At 73.3% G+C, this 16,470-nt stretch carries 12 protein-coding genes; 6 read left to right on the top strand and 6 right to left on the bottom strand.

The features are described 5' to 3' along the window. Positions 1–109: 109 nt before the first annotated feature. Genes ABZS69_RS11820 through ABZS69_RS11810 form a run of 3 tightly spaced genes read left to right on the top strand, consistent with a single transcriptional unit; the run spans position 110 to position 5,478 of the window. On the top strand, positions 110–3,106 hold the full coding sequence (locus ABZS69_RS11820; RefSeq protein WP_355369928.1) for a lantibiotic dehydratase: 2,997 nt from the start codon (positions 110–112) through the stop codon (positions 3,104–3,106). Then, positions 3,103–4,329: a lanthionine synthetase C family protein gene (locus ABZS69_RS11815; RefSeq protein WP_355369926.1), complete on the top strand. Its 1,227-nt coding sequence runs from the start codon at positions 3,103–3,105 to the stop codon at positions 4,327–4,329. The genes ABZS69_RS11820 and ABZS69_RS11815 overlap by 4 nt, the downstream gene beginning before the upstream one ends. 18 nt (positions 4,330–4,347) lie before the next feature. Beyond that, positions 4,348–5,478, top strand: coding sequence for a cupin domain-containing protein (locus ABZS69_RS11810; protein ID WP_355369924.1), 1,131 nt, complete (start codon positions 4,348–4,350; stop codon positions 5,476–5,478). Here ABZS69_RS11810 and ABZS69_RS11805 read toward each other — a convergent pair. Beyond that, positions 5,423–7,000, bottom strand: coding sequence for an AMP-binding protein (locus tag ABZS69_RS11805; RefSeq protein ID WP_355369922.1), 1,578 nt, complete (start codon positions 6,998–7,000; stop codon positions 5,423–5,425). The two genes, ABZS69_RS11810 and ABZS69_RS11805, sit on opposite strands and share 56 nt — an antisense overlap. A 135-nt stretch (positions 7,001–7,135) precedes the next feature. Here ABZS69_RS11805 and ABZS69_RS11800 point away from each other — a divergent pair, with 135 nt between their 5' ends. Together ABZS69_RS11800 and secD are read left to right on the top strand one after the other, a co-directional pair. Then, the gene (locus tag ABZS69_RS11800) at positions 7,136–7,471 is read left to right on the top strand and encodes a hypothetical protein (RefSeq protein ID WP_355369920.1); all 336 of its coding nucleotides are present in this window, start codon (positions 7,136–7,138) and stop codon (positions 7,469–7,471) included. 39 nt (positions 7,472–7,510) lie between these two features. Then, positions 7,511–9,721, top strand: coding sequence for a protein translocase subunit SecD (gene secD, locus ABZS69_RS11795; protein WP_355369918.1), 2,211 nt, complete (start codon positions 7,511–7,513; stop codon positions 9,719–9,721). Between the two features lie 63 nt (positions 9,722–9,784). Here secD and ABZS69_RS11790 read toward each other — a convergent pair whose 3' ends face one another. From ABZS69_RS11790 to ABZS69_RS11775, 4 genes are all read right to left on the bottom strand, one after another. Further along, complete coding sequence (locus ABZS69_RS11790; RefSeq protein WP_355369916.1) at positions 9,785–11,857, bottom strand: SpoIIE family protein phosphatase; 2,073 nt, start codon at positions 11,855–11,857, stop codon at positions 9,785–9,787. Between the two features lie 237 nt (positions 11,858–12,094). Then, on the bottom strand, positions 12,095–12,709 hold the full coding sequence (locus ABZS69_RS11785) for a helix-turn-helix domain-containing protein (protein WP_355369914.1): 615 nt from the start codon (positions 12,707–12,709) through the stop codon (positions 12,095–12,097). Positions 12,710–13,078: 369 nt separating this feature from the next. Continuing rightward, a complete protein-coding gene (locus ABZS69_RS11780; RefSeq protein WP_355369912.1) occupies positions 13,079–14,482 on the bottom strand; it encodes an L-fucose/L-arabinose isomerase family protein in 1,404 nt (467 codons plus the stop codon). 86 nt (positions 14,483–14,568) lie between these two features. Further along, positions 14,569–15,384: an alpha/beta fold hydrolase gene (locus ABZS69_RS11775; RefSeq protein ID WP_355369910.1), complete on the bottom strand. Its 816-nt coding sequence runs from the start codon at positions 15,382–15,384 to the stop codon at positions 14,569–14,571. A gap of 82 nt (positions 15,385–15,466) precedes the next feature. Here ABZS69_RS11775 and ABZS69_RS11770 point away from each other — a divergent pair, with 82 nt between their 5' ends. After that, positions 15,467–16,060 (top strand): TetR/AcrR family transcriptional regulator, encoded by a 594-nt coding sequence (locus ABZS69_RS11770; RefSeq protein WP_355369908.1) that lies wholly within the window; start codon positions 15,467–15,469, stop codon positions 16,058–16,060. Between the two features lie 6 nt (positions 16,061–16,066). Here ABZS69_RS11770 and ABZS69_RS11765 read toward each other — a convergent pair whose 3' ends face one another. Further along, positions 16,067–16,459 carry a hypothetical protein gene (locus ABZS69_RS11765; protein WP_355369906.1) on the bottom strand — a complete coding sequence of 131 codons (393 nt, stop codon included), beginning with the start codon at positions 16,457–16,459 and terminating at the stop codon, positions 16,067–16,069. Positions 16,460–16,470: the final 11 nt, after the last annotated feature.

Here is a 16,470-nt window from a genome sequence, read left to right as displayed (position 1 = left end):
AGCGGACGGAGATGGGGGCGCCGTTTCGAATAACTTGAAAGGGTTTTACGGCGGCGAAAATGCGATGGTACGGTCCTCAGTCAACCCGGACATAGGTAAGGGGCAGCAGGTGACCGACAAGGCAGGATTCGTCGCCGCCGATTTCGCGTTGCTGCGGATGGGCGCGCTCCCGGCGGCGCGCGGGCACGGGACGCGGAGCGACCACGGCGACCCGGCGGGCTACCTCCGGGCCGCCACCGCCGACCCCCTGGTCAGGGAGGCGATCGCGGTCTCCAGCCCGTCACTCGCGCACACGCTCGACGCCGTCCACGAGGGGCGCCAGGTCGAGCCGAAGAAGTTGCGCCGCGCCGTCGTCTCCACGACCCGCTACGTGCTGCGCATGGCCACCAGGCCCACCCCGTTCGGCCTGATGGCGGGGGTCGCGGCGGCCAGGTTCGACGACTCGGCCAAGGCCAGGATCGGGGCGGACCACCAGAAGGGGGTGCGCCCCGACACGGCCTGGCTGCTCGCGCTGATCCGCGACCGCGAGCGCGACCCCGAGGTGCTCCGGAGGGTCCGCGTCGTGCTCAACGACCTGTGCTTCGCCCGCGGCGACCGGCTGGCCCTGCCGTACCTCCCGCAGGACGGCGAGGGCGCGGTGCGAGAGGTGTCGGTCCGCCTGACCGCCCTGGTTCGCGTGGTGATGGAGCGGGCGCGGCGGCCGGTGCTGTTCGGCGAGCTGGCGGACCAGCTGCACGCGGCCTTCCCGCAGGGGACGCGCGAGCGGGTGGAGGGCGCGCTGGCGCAGCTCGTCGAGCGAACGGTGCTGCTCACCGAGCTCGTTCCCCCCGACGACGCCCCCGACCCGATCGCGCACGTCGCATCCCGGCTCCCGCGTGACGAGGGGCTGGAGGAGGTCGCCGCGGCGCTGCGCGCGTACGCCGGGCCCGCGCCGGGCGAGGGCCTGCCCGCCTGGAACGCCCTGCTCCGCGCCACCAGGCGGCTGCGCCCCGACCACCACGCGCCGCACGTGGACCTGAAGCTCGACGTGGACGTGCGGCTCCCGCGCGAGGTGGCGGCCGAGTTCGAGTCGATGGCCGGCGTCCTGGCCCGCATCACCCCGCCCGACCAGGGCTCCGACCACCTGCGCCGCTACTTCGAGGAGTTCGTGACGAGGTACGGCACCGCCCGGCTCGTCCCGATCAAGGAGCTGCTGGACCCCGAGTTCGGGCTGGGCGCCCCGGCCGGCTACCGGGCCTCCGAGCGCGCGGACGCCGACTCCGAGGGGGACCGCTACCGCGACAAGGTGCTCGGCGAGCTGGCCCAGGGCGCGGTCTTCGACGGCGTGCGCGAGGTGGAGCTGGACGACGCCACCCTCGCCCGGCTGGCCGGCGCGGACGACGGGCGGCTGCCCGAGGTGCTGGAGGTCGGCGCCCACCTGCTGGCCGACTCGGTGGAGGCGCTGGACCGGGGCGACTTCCGGCTGGTGCTGGCGAACATGCCGATCTCGCGCCGTGGCGGGGCCATGAGCGGGCGGTTCACGTACCTCCTCGGCGAGCTGCGCGACCAGACGGCGCGGCTGTGGCGCGAGGCCGGGGGCCCGGGTGGAGGCCCGGGTGGAAGCGCTGTGCCGGCGCAGGTGACGTTCCAGCCGGCGTGGTCGCGGATCTCGAACGTGGCCCGCGTGCCGACCCTGGCCGACCGCACGCTGCCCATCGGCCGGTACGCCGACCGCGGCGACCCGTCGGTGCTCACCCTCGACGACCTGGTGGTGGGGGCCACCGGCGAGCGGCTGTTCCTGTTCTGCCCGCGGCTCGACGCGGAGATCGTGCCCGCCACCCTCCACATGCTCGTCGTCCCCAGCGTCGCCCTGGAGCTGGTCCGCTTCATCTACGAGCTGGGCGAGGACCGGCACCGGGCGTGCAAGGGGTGGGACTGGGCCGGGGCGGGCGGCGTGCTGCCGTTCCTGCCGCGTGTGCGCCGCGGCCGTACGATCCTGGCCTCGGCCATCTGGCGGCCCGCCGCCGAGCTCAACGACAGGAAGGCGCCGGACGCCGACTGGGACCGGGGCTTCGACGCCTGGCGCGAGCGGTGGCAGGTGCCCGGCGAGGTCTACCTGACCAACGGCGACAACCGCATCGGGCTCGACCTCGACGCCCCGCTGCACCGCCGGATCCTGCGTGACGAGCTGGCCCGCAGGCCGAGCACCCTGCTGGTGGAGTCGCCGGGCGGCAGTGGGTTCGGGGCGGGCTGGCTGGGCGGCCACGCCAACGAGCTGGTCGTGACGCTCCGCTCGGCCGCGCCGGAGCCCGCGGTGCGCACCTCGGCCCGCGCGGGGACGCCGGTCGTGCGGCACCACCCCGGCGGCGAGTGGCTGTTCGCCAAGCTGTACGCCTCGGCCGACCGGCACACGGACCTGCTCAGGCAGCGGTTCCCCGTGCTGCTGGACGCGCTGCCCGGCGGCGTGGACCGCTGGTTCTTCATCCGCTACTTCGATCCCGGCGCCCACCTGCGCCTGCGCTTCCACGGGGATCCGGCCCTGCTCCAGCGCGACGTGCTGCCCCTGGTGCACGACTGGGCCGCGGACCTGTGCCGGGCCGGGCTCGCCCGCACGGTGCAGCTCGACACGTACGAGCCGGAGATCGACCGGTACGGCGGGACGGAGGCGCTGGAGGCGGCCGAGCGGGTGTTCGCGGCCGACAGCGAGGCGGTGCTGGCCCAGCTGCGCCTCCAGCTCGACCTGCGGCCGGAGCTCCTGGCCGCGGCCAACTACGCCGACCTGGCCCGGGCCTTCCACGGGCCGGGGTGGGAGGACCGGCTGCTGGCCGCGTACCCGGTGGACGAGCACCATCGCGCGTTCCAGGCGATCAGGAGCAGCGCCGTCGAGGTGGTCGGCGGCGCTGGCCTCGACCCGCGGCTGGCGGAGATCTGGCGGGCCCGCAGGCCGGCGGTGACCGCGTACGGCGAGCTGATCCGCTCGCTGGAGCGCAGGTCACCCCTCCAGGCGCTGCTGCACATGCACCACAACCGGCTGGTCGGCGCCTCCAAGACCGCCGAGGGCGCCTCGTACGCCATCGCCCGCGGCGCCGTCCAGGCCCTGCGCGACCGGGCGAGGCACGGGCGATGACAGAGACCGCGGAGATCGTCGAGGAGGTCGCGCGGCGGCTGGCCGACCCCGTCGAGGTGGCCCGGGTGGCCTCGGCCAACCAGGACCGCCTCCTCGACGGCCGCCGCCCCCTGGTGTGGCACGCGATGTCGCTGAACGAGGGCTATCTCGGGGTCGCGCTCCTGCACAGCGAGCTCGGTCGCCGCCAGAGTGCCCACGCCTTCCTCGCCGCCGCGGCCACGTCCCAGGCGGGGCGGCACGGGCTGATCGACGGGCTGCCGGCGCTGCTGTTCGCGATCAGGGCGGCGGTGACCCGGCCGGGCGACTACGCCGGGCTGCTGGCCCGTGCCGAGCCGGCCGTGCGGGAGCTGATCAAGCAGCGCGCCGAGGAGGAGACGCGCCGGGGCGAGGTGAGCTTCAGCGCGTACGACGTCATCGAAGGGCTCACCGGGCTGGGCCGCGTGGCGCTGTCGTACGGCGACACGGAGCCGCTGGCGTACCTGATCGCTCTGACCGAGCCGCGTTCGGAGGGCGTCCCCGGCTGGCTGGTGCCGCACGCCTCCGTCAAGGGCGGGCATGCCGGCGAGGGCCACTTCAACCTCGGCCTCGCCCACGGGATCCCCGGCCCGCTGGCCCTGCTCGCCATCGCCCACCGCGAGGGCTACCGGCTGCCGGGCCACGAGGAGGCGATGGAACGCATCGCGACCTGGCTGCTCGAATGGGAACACGACGGCTCCTGGCCGCCCACCGTCCCCCTGCGGCACCAGCTCGAACGGGCCGTCCCCGCCGGGCCGCCCATCCGGCCCGCGTGGTGCTACGGCGCCGCGGGCGTCGCCCGCGCCCTCTTCCTGGCGGGACAGGCGCTCGACCGGCCGCAGTGGCGGGAGGCCGCCGTACGCGGGCTCCGTACGGCGCTCGCCCGGCCCTGGGACGAATGGGGCATGGTCGACGCGGGCCTCTGCCACGGCTGGGCCGGGATGCTCCACGTCACCTGCCGCGTGGGGCGCGAGACCGGCGACGAGGCGCTGCTCGAAGCGGCCGACGGGCTGGCCGCGCGGATCGCCGGCGAGTTCCGCCCCGAGGCCCCGTTCGGCTTCAGGTACTCCGCGACGGGAGGCACCGAGGTGGCTCCGGACCGCGTGGGACTGCTCGAAGGAGCGGCCGGGATCGCGCTCGCGCTGCACCACCACGCGACCGGCCGGCCGCCCGCGACGGGCTGGGACGCCGCCCTGCTGCTCGACTGACACATGAGGAGATGGACCATGCTGAGCCTCGCGGACCTCGTGGGCGACGAATTCCCGGCCCGGCGGGCGGTCTTCCGGCCCGGCGCGGTGCCGGACCCCGGCGAGATCGCCTCCGTGGCGGACATCGACCGCGTCCTGACCGGCAGCGGCCTGCGGGCGCCCGGGATCCGCGTGGTCAAGGACGGGTCCGTCATCCCCCCGGCCCGCTACACCTCGCCGTCCACCTTCGGCTACGCCGGTCTCGACGACGTGGTCGACCCGGGCAAGGTGGTCCAGCTCCACCGCGAGGGCGCGACCCTCGTCCTGGGCACCGTGAACCTCCTGCTCCCGCGCCTGCACGAGCTCTGCAAGACCGTCGAGCGGGACGTCGGGCACCCCGTGGACGCCAACGTCTACGTCGCGCCGCCGGGCGCGCGGGCGTTCGACGTCCACTGCGACGCCCAGGACATCATCGTGATCCAGGCGTACGGGGCCAAGCAGTGGACGTTGTTCGACGAGATCGTGCCGAATCCCGGCATCGGGAAGCTCGTCGCCACGGAGCGGGACGGCGCCACGTACGAGCTGCGCGCGGGCGACGTGCTCCACGTCCCCCGGGGGATGCCGCACCTCGTGCGTACGGCCGCCTCCGCCTCCGTCCACGTCACGATCAGCGTCAACACCCTGACCTGGGCGGACCTGCTGAAGGGGTTTGTCACGGACCTGCTGCGCTCCGACGAGTACGCCGCGGCGCTGCCCATGGGCCCCGGCCTCGCCGAGCGCGTCCAGCCCATGGTCAGGCAGTACGCCGACCGCCTCGCGGCGGCGCTGACCGAGGCGGCCACCGCCCCCGCCATCCACGAGCTGATCTACAGCAGGCCCGCCTTCGGGGAGCCGCACCAGGGCGGCCTCTTCAGCCAGGCGCTGCTCGGCACTTCGATCGGGCTGTCCGACCGGATCGCGCTGCGTCCCGGCACGTGGCCGCTGATCGGCGAGTCGGGGATCAAGGTCGGCGACCGGACGTTCCGGGTGCCGGGCGCGGTCGCGGCGGCCTGCGCACGCCTCACGAACGGCCCGTTGAAGGTCGGTGAGCTGTCCGGGAACCCTGAGGAGGCCGTCAAGATCGCTCAGGCTCTGGTCGAGCTCGGTCTGTGCGCGCCGCCCGCTCCCTGAGCACGGTCTTCTGGATCTTCCCCGTGGAGGTCTTGGGCAGCTCGCAGAAGGACACCGCCTTGGGCGCCTTGAAATGCGCGATCCGTCCCCGTACGTGCTCGATCAGCTCGTCCTCTGTGGTGCTCGCCCCGGTGGCCAGGCTCACGTACGCGACGGGCACCTCGCCCCAGTGGACGTCGGGCCTGGCGACGACGGCGGCCTCCGCCACCGCCGGATGGCTCACCAGGGCGTTCTCCACCTCGACCGAGGCGATGTTCTCGCCGCCCGAGATGATCACGTCCTTCGCGCGGTCCACCAGGCGCACGTAGCCGTCGGGGTGCAGCACCGCCAGGTCGCCGGTCCGGAACCAGCCGTTGGGCGCGGCCCGGGCCGTGGCCTCGGGGTCGCGGTGATAGCCCACCATGACGTCGTTGCCGCGGACCGCGATCTCGCCGATCGTGGCGGCGTCGGCCGGCACGTCGCCGCCCTCCTCGTCGACCACCCTGATCCGCTGGGCGATCACGTTGCCCACGCCCTGCCTGGCGGTCAGGGCGGCCAGCTCGCCGACGTCCAAGCCGTCCCACTCGGGCTGCGGCTGGCAGATCACCGCGGGTCCGTACGTCTCCGTGAGCCCGTACAGGTGGATCACGTCGATCCCCGCCCGCAGCGCCCGCCCGAGCAGCACGGGGCTCGGCGGCGCGCCGCCCACGCAGGCGAGCAGCCGCGGTTCGAGCGGGTCGGCGGGCGCGGCCGGGTGGGCCAGCAGGGACGTGAGCACCGTCGGGGCGCCGCACAGGTGGGTGATCCGCCGCTCGCGGATCAGCCGCCAGGCGTGGCCCGGCTCCACCTTGCGCAGGCAGACGTGGCGGGCGCCGGCCAGGGTCACCGCCCAGGGGAAGCACCACCCGTGGCAGTGGAACATGGGCAGGGTCCACAGGTAGCCGCTCGCGGCGTCGAGCCGGGTGTGCACGGCCATGGCCAGGGCCTGCAGGTAGGCGCCCCGGTGGTGGTACACGACGCCTTTCGGCCGTCCGGTCGTCCCGCTCGTGTAGTTGATCGACAGCGGCGACAGCTCGTCCGCCACCCGGACCAGCCGCGGTTCGGCCCCGGCCAGCAGCGACTCGTACTCGGCGCCCTCGCACACCAGCCGCGGCCGGGAGCCGCTCGCCTCCGACGCCGACCGGGCCAGGTCGGCGTGCTCGGCGTCGTGCAGCAGCACGGACACCTCGGCGTGATCGAGGATGTAGGCCAGCTCGCCGGGCGACAGCCGGATGTTCATCGGCACCAGGATCGCGCCCGCCGCCGGCACGCCGAACGTCGCCTCCAGCAGCAGGTGCCCGTTGGCGCTCAGCGCCGCCACCCGGTCGCCCGGCCGCACGCCGGTCGCGGCCAGCCCGCCGGCCAGCCGCCGGACCCGCTCCCACAGCTCGGCGTAGGTGAACGCGATCTCCCCGTCCACGACCGCGAGCCGCCGCGCGAACACGGTCGCCGACCGTTCGAGAAAGCTCGTCGGGGTCAAGGGCTCGAACGACAGACCGGACATCGACCCTCCCGTCCTCCGTGCATTGATCGTCGCACGCGGGCACCGAAGGGGCCAGATCGTTTCCGGCGCTGGACCGCCGACGGCGTCGCACGTTCGAACCTGGGCTAGGTTGAGCAGCGAGGAGAAGGAGGCGACATGCGCACGACGCTGCCCGCGGCGTTGCTCCTTCTCCTGTCGTGGTTCCTGCCGGCCACCGCCCATGCCCAGGTCGCCTCGCACGTCGTGGCGGTGCACGCGCGGGTCCAGGAACCCCACGGGCTCCAGCGGGAGCCGTACCGGGAGGTCGTGGGCCAGGCCCGGCACGGCCTGCTCGGCACCGCCGGGCCCGCGGGGCCGGCCGTGCTGCCGTCGGCCCTGCCGGTGCCGCGGCGGGCCTGGGCGGCCGTGGTCGCGAGCCCGGCCGCCGACGTCCCCGCCGATCGCCGCCCGGCGGCGGCCCCGGCGCGGGGGCCTCCCTCCACAGGGTGCTGAAGATCCCCATTCCGCACATCTGAGCCTGTGGAGGCTTTCATGCACCGTGCGCCTGTTTGGCGTGCGGTGACGGCCCTTGCCGTCATCGCGATCTCCTCGATCCTCGCCCTCGTCAGCCCCCCGCGTCTGGGCCTGGACCTACGCGGGGGCACCCAGCTTGTCTTCGAGACGAGGGACTCTCCCACCGTCAAGGCCGACTCGGCCGCCACCGACCGCGCCCTCGACGTGCTCCGCCAGCGGGCGGACGCGCTCGGCGTGGTCGATCCCACCCTGGTCCGCTCCGGCGAGCGGCGGATCATCGTCGAGCTGCCCGGCGTGCTCGACCCGCGGCAGGCGGCCGAGGTCATCGGCCGTACCGCGCAGCTCGCCTTCCACCCCGTCCTCGGCGGCGACGGAAACGCACGCGACGAGAACGGCGGGCAGCTGCGGCTCGGGCCCGCCGCCATCACCGGGGACGGCATCACCGACGCCGTCGAGCAGAACGACCCCCAGCGCGGCCCCGGCTGGTGGGTGAGCATCGACTTCCGCGACGCCGCGGCCTGGCAGTGGATGAGCGGCGCGGCGGCGTGCGAGCCGGCGGGCGATCCCAAGCGCCGGATCGCGATCGTGCTGGACGACGAGGTCATCTCCTCGCCGCCGCTCGACCCGTCGATCCCCTGCCGTACCGGCATCCCCGGCGGGAGCGCCGACATCACGGGCTCGTTCACCTACGACGAGGCCCGCGACCTGGCCGTGCTGATCAAGGGCGGCGCGCTGCCCGTGCCGCTCTCCCTCGTGGAGCAGCGCACGGTCGGCCCGACGCTCGGCGCGGCGGCCATCGACGCGAGCGCCAAGGCGGCGGTCGCCGGGCTGGCGCTGACGGCCGCCTTCATCGTCGCCGTCTACCGGATGTCCGGGCTGCTCTCGACCATCGCGCTCGCCTGCTACGGCCTGATCTCCTACGCGGCGCTGGTGGCGATGGGGGCGACGTTCACGCTGCCGGGGCTGGCCGGGTTCGTGCTGGCGATCGGCATGGCCATCGACGCCAACGTGCTGGTCTTCGAGCGGGCCAGGGAGGAGTACGCCCAGGGGCGCGGCCGCGGGCTGAAGACGGCCCTCGACCGGGGGTTCAGGAACGCGTGGAGCGCCATCGCCGACTCCAACGTCACCACCCTCATCGCCGCCGGCCTGCTGTTCTGGCTGGCCTCGGGGCCGGTCAAGGGCTTCGGCGTGACGCTGGCCGTCGGCGTGCTGGCCTCGCTGGTCTCGGCCATGCTGATCACCCGCGTGCTCACCCAGGCCGTCATCGGCCGGGTCGGGCCGCGCCTGTCGGGCCTGGGCTCCCCGGGAGCCGTACGGATCTGGCTGACGCGCCGGAATCCTCAGCTCATGAAGGCCAGGAAGCTGTGGCTGGCGATCGCGGGAGCGCTGGTCGCGGTGGCCGTCGCCGGGCTGCTCGCCCGCGGGCTGAACTTCGGCGTGGAGTTCACCGGCGGGCGGCTCGTCGAGTTCGCCACCGCCAAGCCCCTGTCGGCCGACGCCGCCGGGCAGGCCGTCTCGCGTGCCGGGTTCCCCTCGGCGGTCGTGCAGGCGAGCGGCGACGGCGTCACCGTACGCGCCGGGCGGCTCGGCCTGGACGACGTGGCCAGGATCGAGCAGGAGCTGGAGCGGGAGGCGGGGGAGGTGACGAAGCGGAGCGAGGAGTTCGTCGGCCCGAGCCTGGGCCAGGAGCTGCGCCGCAACGCCCTCGTCGCGCTGGGCGTGGCCGTGGCCATGCAGCTGGCCTACCTGGCGGTCAGGTTCAGGTGGACGTTCGGCGCGGCGGCGGTGCTGGCGCTGCTGGTGGACGTGACCGTGGTGGCGGGCCTGTTCGCGTGGCTCGGCAAGCCGGTCGACGGGATCTTCCTGGCCGCGATGCTGACCATCGTCGGCTACTCGGTCAATGACAAGGTCGTGGTCTTCGACCGGGTACGCGAGCTGTGGTCGACCCGCGGCCCGTTCGTCACGGCGGTGAACTCGGCGATCCTGCAGACCATGCCGCGCACGGTCAACACCGGCCTCGGCGCGCTGTTCATCCTGGTCGCGCTCATGGCCTTCGGCGGAGACTCGTTGCGGGACTTCGCGCTGGCCCTGGTGACCGGGATCGTGACGGGCACGCTGTCGTCCGCCTTCGTGGCCGGGCCGCTGGCCGTCTGGCTGGCCCGGTTCGACCAGAAGCCGCCTCCCGGGCCGCCCGTCAAGCGCCGGCGCGTCTCGGGAGCCGTGGTCTGAGCCTCCGGTGAACGGGGTCACGCGTGGTGGCCCCGTTCACCGGGGTCGGCGCCTCACGTCCGGTCACGTCCGGCAGAGGAGCACCGCGATGTCGTCCGTGCGCTGCTCGGCCGTGGCCTGCTTGATGAGCGACTCCGCCAGGTCGTGCAGGGGCTGGCCGGACGAGGGCGTGAAGCGCTCCGCCAGGTCGTCGATGGCCGCGCCGATGCTGCGCCCCGGCTCCTCGATGAGGCCGTCGGTGTAGAGGGCCAGCACGGAGCCGGGCGGCATCGGCAGCTCCGTGGTGACGTACTCGGTGTCGGGTTCCACACCGAGCAGCAGCCCGGAGCACGGGTCGATGGCCTCGGTACGCCAGCCGGGCCGGCCGAACAGCGGCGGCAGGTGCCCCGCGCTGGCCAGGCAGGCGATGCGCTTGCGCAGGTCGATGTTGACGTACAGGCAGCTCGTGAACCGGTCGGGGGCCAGCTCGCAGAGCAGCCGGTTGGTGCGCGCGAGCACCTCGCCGGGGCTGGCCCCGGAGGTGGCGTAGGCGTGGATGGCGGTGCGGGCCTGGCCCATGAGGGCGGCGGCGGTCACGTCGTGGCCCTGCACGTCGCCGATGACCGCCGCGGCCATGCTGTCGCTCAGGCGGATGAGGTCGTAGAAGTCGCCGCCGATGTCCATGCCGGGCGTGGCGGGCAGGTAGTGGGCGGCCAGCTCCAGGCCGGGGATCTCGGGCAGGTTGCGCGGCAGCAGGCTCTTCTGCAGGGTCTGGGCGAGCTGGTGCTTGACGTCGTACAGCCGGGCCCGCTCGTACGCCTGCGCGATCAGCCCCGCGAGCGCCGTCAGCGTGGCCCGCTCGTTGGGATAGAACTGGTGCGGCCGCTTGTAGGCGAGGACGCACGTGCCGATCGGATGACCCGAGATGACCAGCGGCAGGAAGGCCCAGGCGGACATGTCGTCCGAGCGGACCGCGCCCGGGCACGCCTGTCGCAACTCGTCCCAGGTGGAGTAGAACGCCGGCTTGCCGGCGTCGAAGGAGTGGTCGGCCGGGTCCGGCGGGATCACGGGGCGGCCGTCGAAGTCCAGGATGGCCTGCCGGCTGTAGCCGCGCGAGGCGTCCACGCGCAGCCGGCCGCCCCTCGAGGTCAGGATGGCCAGCGCCTGCACGTTGTAGACGGGCATGACGTGGTCGGCCACCAGGTCGACCACCTCCTGCGCGGTCACCGCCCGCGAGAGCTTGGTCGCCAGGTGCAGGATCTCGTGCATCGCGATGTTCGGGGACGACCGCTCGGCGCCGGCCACCAGGTGGCCCGGGCCGCGGGCGCCGAGGGCCGGCGTGATGCGCACGGTGATCCCGGACAGGCCGGGGAAGAGCCGGAACGACAACTGCCCTCCGGCGGGGTTGGTCGCCGTGAAGTGGGTGACCTGGCGGCTGACCATCGCACTGCGGAAGGCGTCCTCGTACGCGGGGTCGTTCACCCACGGCAGCGCCTCGCCCAGGCGTTTGCCGAGCAGTTCGGACATGGAGCTGAGCAGCAGGTCGGCGGCCGGGGCGGTCAGGAGGGTGACGCGGCCGTTCGCGTCCAGCGAGCCGTAGCCCTCGGGCAGCCGGTTCAGGCAGTCGAGGGCGACCAGGTCGGCCCGCGGATCGGACTTGTGCATGGGGTCCAGCATGCGGGGCCGCGGCCCCGGCTTGATCGGCGTCCCCTGCTCGGCCGCCTGCTTGAGCACCTTGGCCATCCGGGCGGCGACGTCCTCGATGAGGTCGAGCTGGTGCTGGGCCAGCCGGTTCACCTGCCCCGCCGGCCACAACAGCACGATGCCGCCCCAGACGATGCCGCCGCAGATGAGAGGGAAGGCGGCGGCCGCGAAGTCGTACGGCACGGACAGCGCCGACGACGGGAACTCGCGCGCCAGGCCCTCCCTGTCGGGGACCCAGACCAGCCGCTGCTCGCGCACCGACGCGGTGATCGGGGCGGAGTCGTTTGTCCTGACCCTGGCCCACGCCTTGGCGATCATGGGGGGAAGCCCGAGATGGCTGTCCATCTTCAGGACCTCGCCGTCCTCGTCCAGGAGATACACGTGGCCGATGTGCGCCCGCGTGCTGACGACGGCTTCGACCAGCAGTTCGTCCAGGGGGGACGAACCGGTCACCGGGGCGACGCTGCCCTGCACCGCCTCAGCCTGTCTCGCTCACGGTGTGCGAGCGCCCGAATCGCCTGAAACCTCGCATATGGGCAGGATACACGCATGCATGTAGCTCATTGCTTACGATGCGCTAGGGCGTAGATCTAGGGGAGGGGCGCTGAGGAAGATCTCGCTTGACGTGTTTGCGAAATGTTCGTCATGAAGCGGCCGTCCCCGGTCGGGGATTCTTGACACACCTCGTGATCAGGCGGACAGCCTGAGGACCCGGTCGAGCAACTGGTGCATGTGCGCGCGGAAACGCCGCAGCGTACGGGGGTCGTCGGCGTTGCGGCGCTGCCCGGTCCCGTCGAGCACCCCGCTCAGCGTGAACCCGTGAATGCACCAGATCATCGTGTACGTGGTGAACTGCGCGTCGGCGTTCGCGGGCTCGGTGAGCGCGTCGATGCTGTCGATGGCGCGCTGGGTCAGCGGCTGGGCGTTGAGCGGCTCCAGGTCGATGTCGCTGGCGTCGGACAGCCAGCGGTGCATCCACAGCGCGGGCACCTCGGGATGCTCGGCGCACAGGTCGATGTACCCGTCGACGAACCGGTGCAGCGCCTCCGGCCGCCGCTCGGGCGGGGCGGCCCGCAACTCGTCCGCCCTGGCCACGATGACCTCGGCCAGCACCCGGTGCGCCTCCTCCATGACCGTGAGATAGAGCTCCCGTTTGTTGGTGAAATGCGCGCTGACGGTGGCCGCTTCCACCCCTGCGGCGTCGGTGATCTGCTCCATGGAGGTGCCGTCGTAGCCGAGCGCCGAGAACAGCCTGGTCGCCGCCCGCAGGATCAACTCCCGCTCGCCGCCTTCTGGAGAGCCCATGGACGCGACCCTAGATCCGTGGTGGCGTGCAGTCTGTCGCTTGATCGGCAAGTACGGGTAAAAGTAACCCCAAACGCCCTTGTCGGGCCCTCAACGGCCCACCCCCACCCACCGGCCCCGCCCACGCCGGGCGCCCGCCACCTGAGACGGCTCGCCACTCACGGCGGGCGGCGTCCGGCGGCGTGCCGCACGTGCGGGGCGGGGGGCGTGCTGAAATGCCGCGTCGCCCGCAACGTACGACGCGCCGTTGTCGATAGCGCGCCGCCCAGCAGGAGCGCCGGTCGGGGGCGTGACGTCGGTGGCTTGGCACCGCGTCGGCCCCTGCGCCGGTCAGGGGCGCTGTGGCGCCCCTGCGTAGGCGGCCCTGGGTCAGATCTGGATGAAGTCCGCCTCCAGCAGGTGGGCCAGGGACTTGATCTCGGCGGCGCGGTGGCCGGTGCCGAGGGCCCAGTGGTGGGACATGCCGGTGGCGCTCCAGTCGTCGGTCCACTCGCCGGGGTCCCGGCCGAAGTCCACGCGGGACGTCGTGTTCCCGATCTGCAGGTGCGGCCCGTCCACGGTCTCGCCCTCCGAGGCCACCAGGGCGAAGCGGCCGTCGCGGCGCTGGATGATCCCGAACGCCGTCACCGGCCCGTGCTTGACGTCGAACTCCACGGAAACGCCCCACCCCCGCTTCCCGTGATAGACGCCGAGCCCGCGCAGGAGCGGCCTGCGGGCGCTGATGGCCAGGTGGGCGGGGCCGTCGTGCCCCATCTCGACGTGGCCGCGGTGGAAGTCCAGCGCCTGGAGCTCGGTGAACGACCCGCCCGCGCCCAGCCGGTCCATGATCAGCATGGCCAGGCTGGTACGCAGCTCGTACTCGCCCGCCGCCGGGATGCCGCGCGCGGTGAGCAGGGACGCGCCCAGGATCATCCCGGCGCCCAGCCGCTCGTGCGTCTCGCCGTCCAGGCCGCGGTGGTAGTACGCCAGGCTGTCCAGGGAGAAGTCCTCGACCAGCCGGTCCAGGCCGACCGAGACGCGGCAGGCCCACTCGAGGTCGACGGCGTTGACGGTGTCGGCCAGCTCGAAGATCTTCTCGGTCTCGGCGCGCTTGGCGGCGACCTCGGCGTCCGTGACCTTCTCCACGCGTACCCGCAGGTCGTCGAACTCCAGCACCTCGACGTGCCCGCCGAAGTTCGCCGAGACGAGCGTGAGGTCGGTGGAGACGTCCAGCATGCCGGGGTAGAGGTGCCCCATCAGGCCGTGGCGGCCGTGCCGCAGGGCCGCACGGGCCCCGGCGGCGCGCACCCAGCTCGTGATGCGGGCCCAGGCGCGCTCGTCCTCCAGGTAGCCCGACACCGAGCGGAACGGGATGCCGCACCGCTGGAAGGCGTTGGCCATCTCGGGGAGCGGGCAGGCGCCGCAGTAGGCGAGCCACTGTCCGGTGTCGAACGTGGCGTGGTCCATCGACTCGGTCGGCTGCAGGTTGATCAGCAGCACGGGAGCACCGCTGCGCTGCGCGATGGGCACGAGCATGGTGGCCGTCATGTAGGTGGTGAGGAACCCGACGATGAGGTCGCAGTCGGCGGCGCGCAGCTTCTCGGCAGCGACCGCGCCCTCCTGGGCGTCGGAGATGAATCCGACGTCCACGATCTCCGCGTCCAGCTCCCGCATCCGTTCGGAGACCCGGTCGGCCGATCGCTGGAGCTGGGGGAGGAGGTCGGGGAACTGCGGCCAATATGCGCCGAGCCCGCCGGCGACCAGTCCGACCCGGGTCTTCGTCTTGCTTGCCACGGTGATGCCCTCCTGAGGGTTAAGGGAGGATGCCGGGAGAGTTTCGGACAAAAGTATAGATCTTTTCCAAAACCCCACCAGAGGCGTCAAGAGTGGAGCGTGCGGCTCAGGAAGTCAACGACCGTGCGGGCCAGGGTCAGCCGGTGGTCGGACAGGGCGTGGTCGGTGGGGAAGAGATGGTGCTCCAGTCGGGGCACCGGATGCGCCTGGTAAGCCTGGACCAGCGGATGGTGGTGGGTCTCGGCGGGCGTGACGGGATCGCGTCCGGTCCCGACGAGCAGCACGGGCCGGTCGGCCAGGCGCGGCGCGAGCGCCGCCAGGCTCCACTCCTGCCCCGCCGCCTCCATCTCGGCCACCAGCGCCGCGGCGCTGGTGCCCTGGAGCGGCAGCAACTCGCCTTCCCAATCCCGTACGTATCCCGCCCGCACCGCCGGGTCCGCCAGGCCGGCCGCCGCGCCCGCCCCCAGGTCGAACGCCGCCACCGACGCGACCGCGCGGACCGCCGGGTCGGCGGCGGCCGTCATCAGCGCCGCGAACCCGCCCAGGCTGTGCCCCACCACGCCCAGCCGCGCCGGATCCAGCCGGTCGTCCAGGCGTACGGACTCCACCACGCGGGCCGCGTCCTCCAGCACGTGGCGCCACGACCAGGACCCGCCGACGCCCCACGACCCCCGGTAGTGGAAGACCAGCGCCGCGTAGCCGGCCCGGCGCAGCGCCTGGGCCAGGTCGAAGTTGCGCTCGTTGCCCGGGAAGCCGTGCAGCAGCACCACGATCGGATGGGGCCCGGGCCCGGCCGGCAGGTGCAGGACGCCGAGCAGCCGGTGGCCGCCGCTCTCGAACGTGACCGCCGGCGTGCCGGCCGCCGGGGTGAGCGTGGCAGGGGGGTCGTACGCGTCGGTCACGCGGGTCTCCGTCCGTCATCGAACCGGTCGTTTCGCCGTGAAACTTAGCAGAGACTTGGAACCGACCGGTACGATCTGACGCATGCCCGTACCCAAAGGCGCGTCCCTCGACCCCGTCCAGACCCGGGCGACGATCCTGCGCGCCGCCACCGGCCTGCTGTACGAGCGCGGCCTCGACGGCATCGGCGTGGCCGAGCTGTGCGCGACCGTCGGCGCGTCCAAGGAGACCCTCTACCGGCACTTCGGCTCCAAGGACGGGCTGGTCCAGGCGGTCCTCGAAGCCCGCAGCGACCACGTCGTACGCTGGCTGCGCGAGGCGGCGCAGGCGGCGGGCGACGACCCGGCCGGCCAGCTCGCCGCGGTGTTCGACGCGCTCGCCACCTGGTACACCGAGCCCGCCTTCCGCGGCTGCGCGATCGTCAACGCCTCCGCCCAGTGGCACGACGGCGTCCCGCGCACCGTCGCCGCCCGGCACCTCGACCGCCACCTCGACCTGCTGACCGGCATCGCCCGCCGGGCCGGCGCGCGGGACCCGGAGGTCCTGGGCAGGCAACTGCTGATGCTGGTCGAGGGCGCCACCGTGCTCGCCGACCACCATGGCGCGCGCGATGCCGCCGCCACGGCCAAGCAGGCGGCCCTCGCCCTGCTGCGGCAGCAGGGCGAGGGCGGGTCCTGATCCCCGTCAGCGCGGCGGCGGGAGGGTGTGGAGGTTGCGCGGCGTGACCGAGCGGGCCAGCCGGTACGCGGCCTCCGCGTTCACGAGCCCCGACCCGGTCGGCCCGTCGTAGCCGTCCGTGGCCACCTCGCCCATCGCGCTCTTGCCGTCGAGCACGTCCCGCGCCGACGCCTTGAGTATGGCCTTGACGAGGTCCGGCGACAGCCCCGGCTGCGCCTGCTTGAGCAGCGCGCTCACCCCGGCGATGGCGAAGATGTTCGCGGCCTCCGCGGTGCCGTGCCCGAACTCGTCGTGCTGGACCGAGGTGGCGTCCGGGGCGAGCGTGGCGTTGTAGTTGTAGCCGTGGTGGTCGTAGAAGGGGTGCCGGTAGAAGCCCGTGTCCGGCATCGCGACCAGCACGCCGCGGCCAT

The organism is Nonomuraea sp. NPDC005650, from assembly GCF_040605375.1.
Lineage (GTDB): Bacteria > Actinomycetota > Actinomycetes > Streptosporangiales > Streptosporangiaceae > Nonomuraea.
The sequence above is the reverse complement of the archived record's forward strand: the minus strand, read 5'-3'. Positions and strand labels throughout refer to the sequence as shown.